At 69.0% G+C, this 14,154-nt stretch carries 18 protein-coding genes; 6 read left to right on the top strand and 12 right to left on the bottom strand.

Annotated features, from left to right (window positions below; genetic code table 11):
- Positions 1-35: 35 nt before the first annotated feature.
- From Q9G87_RS44490 to Q9G87_RS44480, 3 genes are all read right to left on the bottom strand, one after another.
- Positions 36-713, bottom strand: a complete 678-nt coding sequence (locus Q9G87_RS44490; RefSeq protein ID WP_305922674.1) for a class I SAM-dependent methyltransferase — start codon at positions 711-713, stop codon at positions 36-38.
- Between the two features lie 97 nt (positions 714-810).
- On the bottom strand, positions 811-1,149 hold the full coding sequence (locus Q9G87_RS44485) for a cupin domain-containing protein (protein WP_305922673.1): 339 nt from the start codon (positions 1,147-1,149) through the stop codon (positions 811-813).
- A gap of 107 nt (positions 1,150-1,256) precedes the next feature.
- Complete coding sequence (locus tag Q9G87_RS44480) at positions 1,257-1,874, bottom strand: TetR/AcrR family transcriptional regulator (protein WP_305922672.1); 618 nt, start codon at positions 1,872-1,874, stop codon at positions 1,257-1,259.
- 85 nt (positions 1,875-1,959) lie between these two features.
- Here Q9G87_RS44480 and Q9G87_RS44475 point away from each other — a divergent pair, with 85 nt between their 5' ends.
- Positions 1,960-3,108: an FAD-dependent oxidoreductase gene (locus Q9G87_RS44475; protein ID WP_305922671.1), complete on the top strand. Its 1,149-nt coding sequence runs from the start codon at positions 1,960-1,962 to the stop codon at positions 3,106-3,108.
- A gap of 232 nt (positions 3,109-3,340) precedes the next feature.
- Complete coding sequence (locus Q9G87_RS44470; RefSeq protein WP_305922670.1) at positions 3,341-3,493, top strand: hypothetical protein; 153 nt, start codon at positions 3,341-3,343, stop codon at positions 3,491-3,493.
- A gap of 170 nt (positions 3,494-3,663) precedes the next feature.
- Here the strand turns inward: Q9G87_RS44470 and Q9G87_RS44465 are convergent, their stop codons facing one another.
- The 5 genes from Q9G87_RS44465 to Q9G87_RS44445 all read right to left on the bottom strand — a co-directional run bounded on the left by Q9G87_RS44465 (position 3,664) and on the right by Q9G87_RS44445 (position 6,851).
- Complete coding sequence (locus Q9G87_RS44465; RefSeq protein ID WP_305922669.1) at positions 3,664-4,032, bottom strand: hypothetical protein; 369 nt, start codon at positions 4,030-4,032, stop codon at positions 3,664-3,666.
- 354 nt (positions 4,033-4,386) lie between these two features.
- The gene (locus Q9G87_RS44460) at positions 4,387-5,235 is read right to left on the bottom strand and encodes an alpha/beta fold hydrolase (RefSeq protein WP_305922668.1); all 849 of its coding nucleotides are present in this window, start codon (positions 5,233-5,235) and stop codon (positions 4,387-4,389) included.
- 76 nt (positions 5,236-5,311) lie between these two features.
- A complete protein-coding gene (locus Q9G87_RS44455; protein WP_305922667.1) occupies positions 5,312-5,716 on the bottom strand; it encodes an RNHCP domain-containing protein in 405 nt (134 codons plus the stop codon).
- Between the two features lies 1 nt (position 5,717).
- Positions 5,718-6,086: an RNHCP domain-containing protein gene (locus tag Q9G87_RS44450; RefSeq protein WP_305922666.1), complete on the bottom strand. Its 369-nt coding sequence runs from the start codon at positions 6,084-6,086 to the stop codon at positions 5,718-5,720.
- A 234-nt stretch (positions 6,087-6,320) separates the two neighbouring features.
- Positions 6,321-6,851, bottom strand: coding sequence for an AAA family ATPase (locus tag Q9G87_RS44445; RefSeq protein ID WP_305922665.1), 531 nt, complete (start codon positions 6,849-6,851; stop codon positions 6,321-6,323).
- Positions 6,852-6,934: 83 nt separating this feature from the next.
- On the opposite strand from Q9G87_RS44445, the gene Q9G87_RS44440 reads away from it, so the two are divergent.
- Together Q9G87_RS44440 and Q9G87_RS44435 are read left to right on the top strand one after the other, a co-directional pair.
- Positions 6,935-7,459 (top strand): GNAT family N-acetyltransferase, encoded by a 525-nt coding sequence (locus tag Q9G87_RS44440; protein WP_305922664.1) that lies wholly within the window; start codon positions 6,935-6,937, stop codon positions 7,457-7,459.
- Between the two features lie 56 nt (positions 7,460-7,515).
- Entirely contained in the window at positions 7,516-9,576 is a 2,061-nt protein-coding gene (locus Q9G87_RS44435) for an acyl-CoA dehydrogenase (RefSeq protein WP_305922663.1), read from the top strand.
- On the opposite strand, the gene Q9G87_RS44430 is transcribed toward Q9G87_RS44435, so the two are convergent.
- A complete protein-coding gene (locus Q9G87_RS44430; RefSeq protein ID WP_305922662.1) occupies positions 9,577-10,302 on the bottom strand; it encodes a class F sortase in 726 nt (241 codons plus the stop codon).
- A 1-nt stretch (position 10,303) separates the two neighbouring features.
- Positions 10,304-10,753: a hypothetical protein gene (locus Q9G87_RS44425; protein WP_305922661.1), complete on the bottom strand. Its 450-nt coding sequence runs from the start codon at positions 10,751-10,753 to the stop codon at positions 10,304-10,306.
- Positions 10,754-10,916: 163 nt separating this feature from the next.
- Here Q9G87_RS44425 and Q9G87_RS44420 point away from each other — a divergent pair, with 163 nt between their 5' ends.
- On the top strand, positions 10,917-11,114 hold the full coding sequence (locus Q9G87_RS44420; RefSeq protein WP_305922660.1) for a hypothetical protein: 198 nt from the start codon (positions 10,917-10,919) through the stop codon (positions 11,112-11,114).
- Positions 11,115-11,122: 8 nt separating this feature from the next.
- Positions 11,123-11,932, top strand: coding sequence for an MBL fold metallo-hydrolase (locus tag Q9G87_RS44415; RefSeq protein WP_305922659.1), 810 nt, complete (start codon positions 11,123-11,125; stop codon positions 11,930-11,932).
- A gap of 14 nt (positions 11,933-11,946) precedes the next feature.
- Here Q9G87_RS44415 and Q9G87_RS44410 read toward each other — a convergent pair whose 3' ends face one another.
- Together Q9G87_RS44410 and Q9G87_RS44405 are read right to left on the bottom strand one after the other, a co-directional pair.
- Positions 11,947-12,360, bottom strand: coding sequence for a hypothetical protein (locus Q9G87_RS44410; protein ID WP_305922658.1), 414 nt, complete (start codon positions 12,358-12,360; stop codon positions 11,947-11,949).
- A 729-nt stretch (positions 12,361-13,089) separates the two neighbouring features.
- On the bottom strand, positions 13,090-14,088 hold the full coding sequence (locus Q9G87_RS44405; protein WP_305922657.1) for a zinc-binding dehydrogenase: 999 nt from the start codon (positions 14,086-14,088) through the stop codon (positions 13,090-13,092).
- Positions 14,089-14,154 lie beyond the last annotated feature (66 nt).

Genomic DNA, 14,154 nt, shown 5'->3' with positions numbered 1-14,154 from the left:
TCGCGGAGCTTCGGAGCATGGGAGTGCCCAAACAGTCAACTACGACGCCGTGGCCGGGTGGCGGTGACAACCCACCAGGCGCCGCGCATACGGACGGTGTCGGGTTCGTGGTAGGGGCGCAACGCCGCGCTCAGTCGTTCGCGTGCCTGGTCGACGGTGAACCGGTCGGCCGTGCGGAGGTAAAACCGGACCGGCCCGCTGCTGAGGATGAAGGCGGCGGCGTCTGTGCCGTAGACCATGGACGTGTCGATGGGCACTGTTCGCACATTCTGGAAGCCGGCGTGGGTGAGCACGTCGTTGATGCGGCCAGGGTCGGCCAAGGAAAACATGCCTGGGGCGTACGGTGCGGTGGCCGAGGGCTTGGGCTGGTGTCCGAGCAGCGCTGTCATCGGAACGGTGAACCATTCGTTGCGCGCCATCTCCCGCAGGCACACGAACGCGAGGCGGCCGCTCGGTCGCAGGGCACGGCCGATGTTGGCGAACGCTGCGACGGGATCGGCGAAGAACATGATCCCGCCCCTGCTGATGGCCACGTCGAAACCGCCCTCGGGGCAAGGGTGCACCTGGGCGTCGCCCTGTTCGAACCGCAGGTTGGTGATGCCTTCTGCGATCGCGGTGGCTTTTCGCGCGCTGCTGGCCGCCGCCGAACGGGCGCGGCATCCGGACATGTTCTCACAAACGATCACGGTGCTGGGCACCGTGATCGCGTCCACTCGATCAGGTAGCCGGGCGCGGCCAGCGTCTCCACTCCGAGCAACGTATCGGTGGGCTTGTGGTCACCGAACAGCGCGATCCTGCCCTAAGAACAACTCACCGACCCTGGGCGCGCGAGCCGTACGCCGGGCCGAACACCACCAGCAGTGCCAGGTCCTCGCTCACCTCGTCGAAGCGGTGTTCCTCGCCCGCCGGCACGAAGATCACCGAACCGGGGTTCACTTCGGCAGCGCCGTCCGGGGTCACGATCTTGGCCCGGCCCGCGGTGACCACGTAGATCTCGTCTTCAGTGTGCGGGCTCTGATCGTCGCGCCCGCCCGCCGGAATACAGTACGTTCCGACCGACAGGTCCGGCACCCTCAGGTGCTCCACCCAGTCGTTGGCCGCTCCGGCAGCGAGCGGCGTCCACACCCCCGCACCCTTGATGATCTCCATGACGGAATCATAGTCATGCACACCTTCAAGGGTTGTGGCGACGAAATATAGGCGGATGCCGCAAGATCACGGCAAGTCGGGAGCCGACGCGACAGGCAGACCCCAGGTCAGCCGGCCGTGCGGCCGGCGAGTCCGTGGAGGAGCAGGGCCGTGAGCGTGTCAATGATCTCCTCGGCGGGCAGACGTGGCCCGTTCTGACCCGCCCCGAGGATGGCGTAGCCCAGCAGGGAGATCATCGAGCCGATCGCGGCGGCGACCAGGGCGGGATCTCCCGGCAAGGTCTTTCCCTGCTCTCGCATGTACTCCAGGTGGTCGCGGAGCGTATCGGTTTCGGCGAGCATGTGCCGCCAGACATGGCCGTCGCCGGGTGGTTCGGCGATTCTCGACTGCATCAGCGCCGCCACTACCGGCAGGTGGTCACCCAGGACGTGCCAGATGACGGCGATGTGCGCGCGGAGTTGGCCGGGGTCGCCGAGGTCGTGCTCGCGCGGGTGCCCAGCGGCGTCGATCTCCCGGTCGGCCTGCACCGCCATCTCCTCCAGCAGTGCCTGGAGCAGTGCTTCCTTGCTGGGGAAGTGGTCGTAGAACGAGCCGGTGGCCCGCCCGGCCTCCCGAGTGATGTCGGTCACCTTGGTGTTGAGGTAGCCGCGTTCGACGAACAGCTTCCGGGCTGCCTGTTTGAGCGCTTGCCCGGTCTCGGCCGCCTTGATCTTCCGCGTTGTCACGCCTTTTCTCCTTGACCTCGTTCCACAAGCCAAGCATACTGAACCCTCGTTCGCCGAATAAAGATTCACTGAATTGGGGTTCACTATGCGTGCCATCATCATCGGCGGCGGCGTCGCCGGGGCCGCCGGCGCGATCGCCCTGCGGCGGCTCGGCTGCGAGGTGACCGTCTACGAGGCCTATCCCGACCCCGCGGGCCAGATGGGTTCCTTCCTCAGCCTCGCCGTCAACGGTCTGCGCGGACTGGAGACGCTCGGCTGCCTGGAGGAAGTGCGGCGGGCCGGCATCGACATCGCGCGCCAGCACATGTGGTCCAGTTCGGGCAGGCTCCTGGGCGACGTGCCGCGCGGCCGGCTGTCCGGCGATCCGATGCACAGCGTCACGCTCGCGCGCGGCCACCTGGTCGAGGTCCTGCGCGACCACGCGGTGCGCGCGGGCGCCGAGTTGGTCACGGGAGAACGCTTGACCGGCGCCGTGACGACCGCGACCGAAGTGAGGGCGGAGTTCGCCGGCGGCCGCACCGACGACGCCGACCTGCTGGTGGGGGCGGACGGCATCTGGTCCCGGACCCGCACCGTGCTCGACCCAAACGCGCCCGCCCCCGAGTACGCGGGCCTGTTCAGCGTCTCGGGCGTCGCCGAAATGCCCGCCGGACTCACGGTCACCCCCGGCACCTTCAACATGACCTTCGCGCGCAACGGCGCCTTCATCCACGTCCCGGCCCCGAACGGGGCTCTGTGGTGGTCCGCCCAGGTCGCCAGCCCCGATGAGCCGGACCTGAATGCGGTCGCCGACTGGATCCCCGAGCTCACCGAGCTCTACCGCCACGAGAAGAGCGCGACCGCCATCCTGGAATCCACCGTCGAGGTGCACCGACCGACCCTCATGCACAAGCTGGCCGCGGTGCCGACCTGGCACAACGACCGCGTCGTGCTGCTCGGTGACGCCGGGCACCCGGTCGGCTCGGGCCAGGGCGCCTCCATGGCCATCGAGGACGCACTGGTCCTCGCCCGCTCGCTGGCTACGGCCCGGGACATCCCCCAGGCCCTCGCCGACTATGCCCAGACCCGCCGCACCCGCATCGCCAAGATGGTCAAGGCCGCCAGCGACAACCGCGACGCCAAGACCGCCGGACCGATCGAACGCCGAATCAACGACCTCGTCATGCCGGTCTTCTTCCGCCACTTCTACGAAAGGGCCACCGGCTGGCTCTACAACCAGCCCACCCCAGCATGACGAAACCACGGCAACACCTGCACGTAAGCCCAGACGTGATGCCCCAAGCCCGACCCTCGATGCAGTCGAACAGGAACGTATGCCCGTGTGCTGCTCGATGAGGCTACAGGTTGGCCTGTCATGGCGATCGAAGATCTCGATCACCATGGCGTTATCAGCCGGCCCCCACGGCACGCCTGTTTCGTCGTCGGCTGCCGGGTAGGTGGTGCGGGCTTACAGGGGGGAGACTGACATGTGTCTGAGCTGTGGCTGCGGAGAGCCGAACGACGATCACGGCAATCCGGCCAACATCACCGCACAGGATCTGCAGGGCGCCGCTCAAGCGGCGGACATCAGCCCGCAGGAGGCCGCCGAGAACATCCAGGCCGGCGTCGGAGCCGGGTAAGGCGGCGATGAAACGGAGTGCCTGTGTCCCGCGCCGGCTCATTGCCTCTCCGTCGGAGTAGGTGAAGCCACTGCGGGACACAGGCACTCTGCCGCGGTTCACTACGACCTGGATAAGGTCACGTGATCGCCACTCGACCATTCAAACGCGCTCCTGCGCGCTCTACGAGACTACGAGCCGTCGGCGGTAGATGTCGCAAACGCGTTGTCGGTCGAAAACGACTCGTTGTCTGAGACCTGTTTCTCGACCTGGGCATGGGCCTGGTCCTGGTCCTGGCGCGCGACCTGATGCTGGTTCTGATGGTTGTTGTTGTGGATCCAGAGGTGGGCCTTCTGCTTCTGGCGATAGTGGTAGCTGTAGTGGTGGTGATGCTTGGGCTTGGCGTGGCTCACGACGGGCTGCTCCTTGACGGGCTGCCCCTTGGGCTGTGGCGGCGCGCCTCCGGCGTAGGCGGGCGAGGAAGCGGCCAGCGTGACGGCGGCAGCGGACATGGCGACGCTGACCGCGAGAGCCCCGGTCGCAGTCTTGAACTTGGGCATTGAATTTCCCCCCAAAGGTTCGGTTGCCCTGTTCTCAATATTTTCCGGGTGATTGGGAAAACGTTGATGAATGGCAGCCAAATGTGCTATCCGTGCATCTTCTTTCCTGGATAAGTGTGCAGTAAACGGGGGGCTTTCGTGTGTTTGCTTGATTCTAACGCATCCATGGCTCTTTTTGAGCTTTCATGAAATAAAACAGAATGAGGTGATTTGCCGGTTTCATCCGCTCTCGGCGGCGAAAGCTGGGCCCGGATCCGCGCGCGCCGTACGGCGTCGGACAACTCGGGTGAATGTGAGGCCGAGCCGCCTTTATGGCTCAGATCGAAACACGTGCGACGTTTGATTTTCGAGGCCTCAGGCAGCGGCGTTCACGCCGAGCCATTCCAAGGCGTCAGCCGCCGCATGGAGGATCGAGATGTGCCCGTCCTCCGGGTAGAGCCGCAGCTCGGCCCGAGGGCAGTGGCGGGCCAGCCATTCGCCGTGTGAACTGGGCACGACCCGGTCCTGACCGCCGTGCATGAGCAGCACCGGAGCGGTCACCTGGCCGGGATCGCAGCCCCACGGGGCGACGTACGCGAGGTCGTCGTCGATCAGCCCTCCGGGGCCGCCCTCCAGGGCGGGGCCGACGACGCTGTCGAACCAGGACCACTCACCTGTGAACGCCGCATGATCCACAGGGGCGAACATCTCCGGGTCGTACTCGGCCGTCGCCTCGTGTCGTTCCTTCGCCGCGCGTCCCGCGACGGCGGCACGCAGGGAGGCCTCGCCCGAGGTGGACATGCCGGCGAACCAGTCGAGCCCCTCCGCGCCGTACGGAGCCAGTCCCGACACGCTCACCGCGGCCAGCACCCGGTCGGGCAGCAGCGCGGCGCAGGCCAGGGCGTGCGAGCCGCCACCCGAGTGACCCATGACGGCGAACCTGGCGATGCCCAGAGCGTCGGCGACGCGCTGAGCGTACTCGGCCGCCGAAGACACATTCCGGCCGGGAACAGGGGTGGTGCCGCCGTAGCCAGGACGGTCGTACGACACCCAGCGGATGCCGAGCCGGTCAGAAACCGGGAAGAGGGGCTCCGGGGGCGTGCCGATGTTGGGCGTGCCGTGATGCCAGAAGACCGTCAGCCGATCATCGGCATCGCCGGCAGTCGAGTCGTAGACGTGCAGCGTACGGTCGTCGCCAAGATCCAGGGTCAGCTCTTTCACCACCCGGCCGAGCCTAACGACCAGGGAATGCGAGCGCCAGGTGTCTCACCAGGGCCGTACCGCACGGCCCCGGTGAGGATCAGAGGGCAAGCAGGGCGTTCACCGGCAGGCGGGGGTCGGACAGCGGGCGCATGGCGATGCGGAGCAGCGCCAGCGCGTTGTCGTCGCCCGCGATGCGGTTGGCGCTGAGCTCGCCGCAGGACTCGCAGTGATGGATGATCAGCCACTCCCCGTCCGGCCGGACGGTGACGCTGAGCGCCGCCATCCGGCCCCGGCAGCCCGCCCGCCGGTCCCCCGGAATGCGGTGGTCGACGTGCAGGCTGGTCAGGCAGTGCGGGCAGTGGTTGCGGTGCGCGGTGCCCGGCGCGATCATCGGGACGTCCAGCCGGCAGCCGACGCAGCGGGACGCGTCCGCCGGCTCCCGGTGATGATGCGCGGTCTTGCGCCGTTGCGGCCTCTCCCGGGCCGGGTTCCTCCTGGGCATGTCACAGGTCGCCGAACGCCTCGAGCGGGAACGGCGGCTGCGCGAGCGGGCGTACCGCCATGCGCATGAGGATGAGCTGGTTGTCGTCCCCGCAGATGGGGTTGGACGTCAGCTCACCGCAACGGGTGCAGCGATGGATGATCATCCAGTCGCCGGTGCGGAGGACCGCGATCGCGATCGGGATCATCCGCGAGCGGCACTCGGACGGGCCGCCCTCCATACGGTCGAGCACGTGCTGCGAGTGCAGGCAGCTCGGGCAGTGGTTGCGGCGAGTGCCGTCAGGGGCGGTCGCCGTCACGGTCAGGCCGCAGCGGACGCACTGGAAGGTCTCGGTGTTGACGATGGAACGTGGTTTGCCGTTGGCAGACAACGCGGGTACTCCTTGCCGGAAACGAATGGGGGTGAAGACAGCAAGGAAGTGCGCCAGCCGCGGCCGGCCCGGCCCCGTCAGGACGATGACAGATGTGATGCGTCAGAGGCAGGATTCGCCGGCAACACGTCGAGGCGCACTTGGCGCGGTGCCAGACATCAACCCACCCCTTCCACGGCGGCATGACCCGCCCGTTCGACTCGGCCACGTGCGAGGGTAACGGCGCCGGATCGCCTACCGCCAATGGTTTTCGCCTGCGTGCCGACCGTCGTGCAGGGCGCGCAGGAGGACATTGAGCGAGTCGTCTGGAGTCTGCCCGGCCGTGTCGATGACGATGTGCTCCCGATCCCAAGGTTCGTATGCGCGGTCGATGATCTGCTGCCAGTCGGGAAGGTGGAGGTCAGGGATGTCGGTCGAGCGCGAGGTCGCACGGTGCCGGTGCTCGATCGGGTCCGAGCAGATCACCTCCACCTCCGCGGTCGGTACGTGCGCCTCGGTCCCCACGTCTCGCCAGGCGTCACGGGTGATCGCCAGCGGGTTGACGGATTCCGCGATCACGGTGAGTCCGCCCCGAAGGTGGTCTCCGGCCAGTGCGTACCCGACGACGTAGCCGGTGGGGCCGAGGGGTTGACTGGCCAGGCCGGAACGGACGATCGCCTGCTCGATGGTGTCGATGCGCAGGTGCACGGCGCCCATGTGCTCGGCGAGGAGGCGGGCGAGCGTGGTCTTTCCCGTCGCGGGCAGGCCGCCGATGACGATGAGCATGCCGTCAATACTGTCGCAGCAGTCGCGAAGGAGCGATCGGGGCGATTTGCCGGGAGAGCGGCGCACGGCTAGCTTCGCCGTCCATGACCCCGACTCTGCGCACTGAGCGGCTGCTGCTGGAGCCGTACGTCCCCGAAGACCAGGAAGACTTCGTCGCCCTGTTCCAGGACCGGAGGGTTTCGCAGTGGATGGGCGACGGGCCTGCTCCCGAGGCGGAGGACCGCGCGCTGTTCGGACGGATCTTCACGAAGGTCTATGCCCAGGATCTGTTCGACGTCTGGGCCGTTCGTCGGGACGGTCGTTTGATCGGACACGCTGAGATCAAGCAGACCGACGTGGTCCAAGGCTACGAGATCATCTACGCACTGGCCCCTGATGTGTGGGGATCGGGACTGGGGAGAGAACTGGCCGAGGCGATCGTCGCCTACGGCTTCGACACCCTGGGGCTCACGGAGGTGTACGCCACCGTGGCGGCGTCGAACAGTGCCTCACTGGCCGTGCTGAACAGGATCGGATTCGAGCACGTCCGGGACATAGCAGAGGATGACGGCGGCACCACTCGCGTGCTGACGCGCCGTCGGGCCGTGCAGCCCACCCGGCAGGAGTGAAGGGCTCCTTCCGGGTCCGACTGGTGATTGACCGAATAAGGTTCTAGATTCGGCTCATGGGGATCGGGCTGAGCGAGGAACACCTGGCATTGGCCGCCTCCGTTCGGGGGCTGGCGGAGCGGACCGTCGATTACGCGGCCCTCGCCGGGCAAGGGCTACTGGGGCTGCATCTTCCGGAGGAGCACGGCGGGCAGGGGTACGGGCTGCTGGAGTTGTGCGTCGCGCTCGAGGTGCTGGGCGAGCGGCGCGTCCCCGGCCCTTACCTGCCGACGGTCCTGACGTCGGCGGTTCTCGCCCGCTCAGGCGGCGACCGGTACGGGGACCTGGTCAAGGCGCTCGCCGACGGCTCGATGACCGCGACCGTCGCTCTCCCCGCCGACGCCCCGGTCGCCGGCGCCGGGCTGCTCGCTCTGGGTGCGTGCGACGCCGACCTCTTCCTCCTGCCGGTAGGCGGTGGCGCGTGGGCCGTGCTGGGTCGTGACGATGTCGCTGCCGAGCCCGCCGACAGCGTCGATCTCGACCGGGCCCTCTGCTCCGTGACGCCGCGCGGGCAGGTCCCCGCCGACCGGGTGCTCCCCCACGCGCCCGTACGGGAGCTCGCCGCGGTGCTGCTGGGCGCCGACGCGTGCGGCCTTGCGGCGTGGGCCGTTGCGACGGCGGCCGGCTACGCCAAGGTCCGCGAGCAGTTCGGCCGGCCGATCGGGCAGTTCCAGGGCGTCAAGCATCGGGTGGCCGCCGCTCTGGTGGCGTTGGAGCAGGCCCGCGCCGCTGTCTGGGACGCCGCCCGGGCCATGGACACCGCCGTCGGGAACACCGGCCTCTCGGATGAGACGCGGTTGGCGGTCGGGGTGGCTGCGGTGCTCGGGCCCGATGCGGCCGTGCGGTGTGCGGCGGATGCGATCCAGGTGCTCGGCGGCATCGGCTACACCTTCGAGCACGACGCCCACCGCTACTATCGCCGCGCCCTGTCCGACCGCATGCTGGCCGGCGACCCCGGCCCCTGGGCGGAGGAGGCAGCCGGGCTGGCGGTCCAGGGCACGCGGCGGGCGATGGAGCCGGACCTGCCCGACGAGGCCGCGGCCGTCAGGGACACGATCAGGGCGGAGGCGCAGTCGCTGCGGGCGCAGGAGCCGGCGGCCAGGCGGGCGAGGTTCGCCCGCGAGGGCTGGATCATGCCGTACCTGCCCAGGCCGTGGGGCAGGGCCGCCTCCCCGCTCGAGCAGGTGATCATCCACCAGGAGTTCCGCGACCTCAAGCGCCCGAACCTGGGCATCGCCGCCTGGGCGGTCCCGTCCATCGTCCGGTACGGCACCCGCGAGCAGCAGGAACGTTTCCTCCCGGGCACGCTGACCGGCGAGATCGTCTGGTGCCAGCTGTTCAGCGAGCCGGGAGCCGGCTCCGACCTGGCCGGGCTGTCGACGAAGGCCACGAAGGTGGAGGGCGGCTGGTCGCTGAGCGGGCAGAAGATCTGGACGTCGCTCGCGCAGTACGCCCACTGGGGCATCTGCCTCGCCCGCACCGCGCCCGAGCGGCCGAAGCACGACGGGATCTCGTACTTCCTGGTGGACATGTCCTCCCCCGGGATCACCGTCAGGCCGCTCAAGGAGATCAACGGCGAGGAGATCTTCAACGAGGTGTTCCTCGACGACGTCTTCGTGCCGGACGACCTGGTCGTCGGCGAGGTGAACGCAGGCTGGCGGGTCGCCCGCGACACGCTGTCCCACGAACGCGTCGCGCTCGGCGATTCCTGGGGTCCCGGCTCGCAACACACCGACATGGTCAAACTGATCGCCCGCCTGCCCGAGCTCCGGCAGGCGCAGCGCGAGCAGGCGGGACGTCTGTGGGCGGAGGGCCAGGCCATCTCGGCGCTCGGCCTGCGTGTGACGCTCTCGAAGCTGTCCGGCACGGATCCCGGAGCGGCCTCCAGTGTCCGCAAGCTGCTCGGCATGCGGCACGCGCAGGCGATCTCGGAGTTCTGCTGGTCGCTGGCCCCGGCGGACCCGTACTGGAATCGCATGATCCTCACCACCCGCGCGTTCACCATCGGCGGCGGCACCACGGAGGTGCAGCTCAACATCATCGCCGAGCGGGTGCTGGGGCTGCCGCGGGACCCGTGATCAGCCTTTGGGATAGTACGGGGCCGCCAGGTGCGCGTACACGATCGTGTTGTCCCGGTAGCTGTGCGCCTGCCGGTCGAACGCCCCGCCGCAGGTCACCAGCCGCAGCCCCGGATAGGCGAGCTTGCCGTAGACCTTCTTGGCGGGGAAGTGCGTCTTCGGCGTGTGCTCGACCTTGTCGACGACGAAGACGGCCACCGAGCGGTCGGCCCGCAGCACCTGGACCTGGTCGCCGCGCTTGACCTCCTTGAGGCGGGCGAAGACGGCGGGGCCGCTCCTGGTGTCGAGATGCCCGGTGATCACGGCGGCGCCACGCTGGCCGGGGACGGGGCCGTAGCGGTACCAGCCGGCCAGGTTCGGGGCGTCGAGCGGCGGGTTCTCGATGGCGCCGCGCGTGTCCAGGCCTAGCTCCGTCAGCGGCGCGGCGACGCCGATGGACGGGATGTAGACGGCGGTGGGACGGGCGGCCTCCATGGGCCTGGCCATCTTGGAGAGCGGCACGCCAGCGATCGGCGCCGGGCGTGCGGTCGCGACCGGCGTCGTCTCGGGCTCGCCGCCCACGATGCCGCTCAGCCCGGACCAGATCAGCAGCGCCCCGGCCACGGTGATGACGCCCGCGATGGCCAGGATCAGCCGATTTCCGCGAGCACGTGTCCCGCGCGTCGCGTCGGCAGGAGCGCGCGACCCACCGGCCGCTTCAGCGGGAGCGCGCGAACTGCCGGCCACCCTAGGCGGCATCCCCGCGGCGCCGTACCGCGAACCCGGCCAGCCCGGCCCCGGTCAGCAGCGCGGTACCGCCCAGCGCGAACGGCCACACCGCGCCGTCCTGCGTGAGCCCGCCCCCGCCGGTCTCCGGATGCCCCTCGGGCACCTTGTGCTCGCGCTCGCCCGCCGGCCGCCACGGATCCTCATTCGCCTCGGGTCCCGGCTGGTGGGGCCAGGGCTCCTCGTCCGGCGCGGGCTCGCCCGACCAGGAATCCTCGGGTGCGGGGGTGCTCGAGTCCGGCGGGGGTTCGTCACAGAGGATCGGCAGTGGAAGGAGGCAGGTGGGGACCACGTCCGGCAGTTCAGGGCCGGACTGTGCGGAGGCGGTGCCGATGCCCGCCGCCAGGCTCACTCCTGCGACCATGAATGCCGTGACCGCTCCAGCGGCCGCGAGACGTCGCGCTCTTGCCATGAAGGCTCCCGAATTCGTCGGTTGTCGCCCCCCGATGCAGCAGTGAGCCTTGCGAACTATTGGACGGGGAGTCAAGTAATGTAACCGAAGTGAAACAGGCGGATACGGAGTGTTTGGTCGGCCGCCGACGTGGCAGAAGTACCCCGTTAGGGGGACAAAAGCCATGAGTCAACCACAACAGCCCGAACTTCGCAGATCAGGCAAGGCGGCCACCGACTCCACATCCGCCCACGCCATACCTGAGACGAAGAGCGGCGCCAAGCGGCGGACCATCCGCCCGCACGGGACCGACAAGGGAGGCAAAGGCGGCGGCAAGGGCGGCGGCGTGCCTCCCGGCCAGCGCTCGCCGTATCCAGAGTGAGGCGAGAGGTGAAGGGAAGCCTGCAGTTCATCGGCAACGCCACCACGCTGATCCGTTACAACGGCTTCACGCTGCTGACGGATCCGAACTTCCTGCATCGGGGTCAGCGGGCGTATCTGGGATTCGGCCTGAGCTCGCGCCGGCTCACCGACCCCGCGGTGGAGATGGAGGACCTGCCCACCCTGGACGCGGTGGTGCTGTCCCACCTGCACGGCGACCACTGGGACCGGGTCGCCCGGCGGGGCCTCGACAGGGACACGCCGATCATCACCACCACCACAGCGGCACGCAAGCTGCGCTGGCGGGGGTTCCGCAGCAGCGTGGGTCTGGAGGAGTGGCAGCAGCACAAGCTCCGCGGCCCCGGCGGGACCGTCGTGATCACCGCCCTGCCCGCGAGGCACGCGCCCGGCGCGGCCGAGGCGCTGCTGCCGCCGGTGATCGGCACGATGCTGGAGTTCTACAACCGGGACGAGCGCATCGAGCTGCGCCTGCACATCAGCGGCGACACGCTGCTCGACCGCCGCCTGGACGCGATTCCGCGCCGCTTCCCGGAGATCGACCTGGCCCTCGTCCACCTGGGCGGCACCAGGCTCGGCACGCTGATGGTCACCATGGACGGCGAGCAGGGCGCCTCATGGGTGGATGTGATCAATCCCAAGACGGTGGTGCCGGTGCACTACGACGACTACACCGTCTTCAGCTCGCCGCTGGAGGACTTCCGGCGGCAGATCGACCAGGCCGGGCACGCCGACCGGATGGTCTGCCTGGAACGGGGCGAGACCCGAGAGCTCGCCCCGCACCGGCTCATCCGCCACTGATCCGCGGCGGCGGCTCAACCTGCGGCGAGGTCGCGGCGGCGCAGGCCGTACAGACCGAGGCTCGTCAGCGCCGCGGCGAGGACGACCAGCACCACCGTGGCCACCGGGGCGAACGACCCCAACGGGTGCCAGGGGAGGTGGGATAGCACCGACGTGTTCGTCACGGCCATGGCCTGCGGGGCGAGCCCGAGCAACGGGACGAGGACGGCGAGCAGCACCAGCACCTCCGGGACGCGGAGCAGGCTCGCCCCGATGGTCTCTCCCACGAGGCCGAGATCGCCGGTCGACACGGCGGCGCCGATGCCGAGCGCGGCACCGTACACCGCCAGCAAGATGACCCCGGCGAGCGCGGAGACCAGCAGAGACGACCCGAGCCACGTTGATCTGCCGGTCGGCCCGGCCAGAACGGGACCGATGCGGCCGCGCACCTCCTCCCCCCGGAGCCGGATGACCGACAGGACCGAAGACGCCGGTGTAGCGGGAGCCAGCGAACATCATGAGGGTATGAACTGTTGCGGCGCTCGCTATGCGAACCTGTGGTTGCCCATAGAACTGCGGTTGTTCTCTCTGGGTTGATCGGTAGCGACTGAAGGTAATCGGATGGTAATGTTCAGTCACAGCCGGGTGTCTGACTGGCGTCCGGTCCCCGCCACCGTTGGTGTCCGCACCAACGGGACAGCGTTCGGCGGGGCGGTGGCCCAAGAGCCGCACTCCCTCCAGGAATGCGGAGTCAGGCCCCGATGACGCGGTTCTCAGCCACGGTCCGCCCGTCTCGCCGGGCGGACGCGGCTTCGGCTTCCACCGGATCGCTTCCCTGCCCCGGCTGGCATGCGACGAGGCTACGCTGATGTCCGTTTTACTCATGTAAACACAGAGAACCGAAGACGCTGATCCAGGCTCGCCCGCCCCGGCGAAGATCGGCAGATCGGTGTTCGACCTCCTGAGTCGCGACATGGCCCAGGCGGCCGAACATTATCGTCGAACCTTCTCCGGCACCGGGGACTGATCGGCCCCTTGGCGCGCGACGAGCAGCGTGCCCTGGAGCCGGTGCGTGCACGCGACGGCCTCAGGCCGTGTTGGGCCTGTACGGAGTTGAGATCAGGAGGATTCGCCTGCGCTTGGGTCTGCGATCCTGGCAGGCCATCGCGATGGCGGGCTCAGGGCAGGAGTGCCAGCTTGCCCACAGTGGCCCGCGCTTCCAGTTCCGCGAGTGCCTTCGGCCCCTCGGCCAGCTCATAGATGGTGGGCCGGCCGGGGCCGAGCACTCCGGCTGCGAGGAGCCCGAACATCTCACCCATGACGTCGCCGAAGATTTGCGGTGCGGACTGGATCAGGATGCCGATGTTCAGGCCGATGACGTGGATCTGGTGCTTGTAAACCAGCTCCCAGTTGGTGATCGCGGCTTCCCCGCCGACCACGCCATAGACGACGACCCGGCCGGTGACCCGCTTGGTCGCGGCCAGGCTGGCGTCGAGGGTGGCGCCGCCGACCGACTCCAGCACCAGATCGGCGCCCGCGCCGCCGGTCAGTCGCAGGACCTCGGCGGCGAGGTCGGCGCCGCGGGAGTCGATGACGTGGTCGGCGCCTTGCGCCCGTACCACCTCGTGCTTGCCCGGAGAGGCCGTGGCGATCACCGTCGCGCCGTAGTGCTTGGCCATCTTCACCGCGGCCTGGCCGGTCCCGCCGGCCGCGGCGTGGATCAGCACGGTCTGCCCTGCGGCGATGCGGCCCAGTGGCTTGAGCGCCGCCAGCGCGGTCGGCCAGTTGACGACCATGCCCAGCGCCTGCTCGTCCGCCCAGCCCGCCGGCACGGGGACCGCCGCCGCCGCGGGCAGCACCATGTACTCGGCGAAGGCGCCGCCTCCGATGCCGACGCCGATGACGTGGGCGCCGGGCTCCAGGCCGGTCACCCCCTCGCCAACGGCGGTCACTTCACCCGCCCCCTCGATGCCCGCCAGATATGGCGGCTGCGGACCGCCTGCGAACGTGCCGCGGGCCTGCGAGATGTCGACGAAGTTGACGCCGGCGGCGGTGACCCGGATCAGGACCTCGCCCGGGCCTGGGTTCGGTACCGGCACGTCGGTGATCAGGCACAGGTCCTGCGGGCCGTTCAGTGACGTCTGCTGCAGGGCGCGCATGGTGGACGGAATACTCATGGCGGTCGCCTTCCTATTTATTTATCGAACGACAAACAAACCGTGGCACGGCGCTCTGGCTGGGGT

Origin of the sequence: Nonomuraea turcica, assembly GCF_030718205.1 — a bacterium.
In the GTDB taxonomy this organism is placed as follows: domain Bacteria; phylum Actinomycetota; class Actinomycetes; order Streptosporangiales; family Streptosporangiaceae; genus Nonomuraea.
The sequence above is the reverse complement of the archived record's forward strand: the minus strand, read 5'-3'. Positions and strand labels throughout refer to the sequence as shown.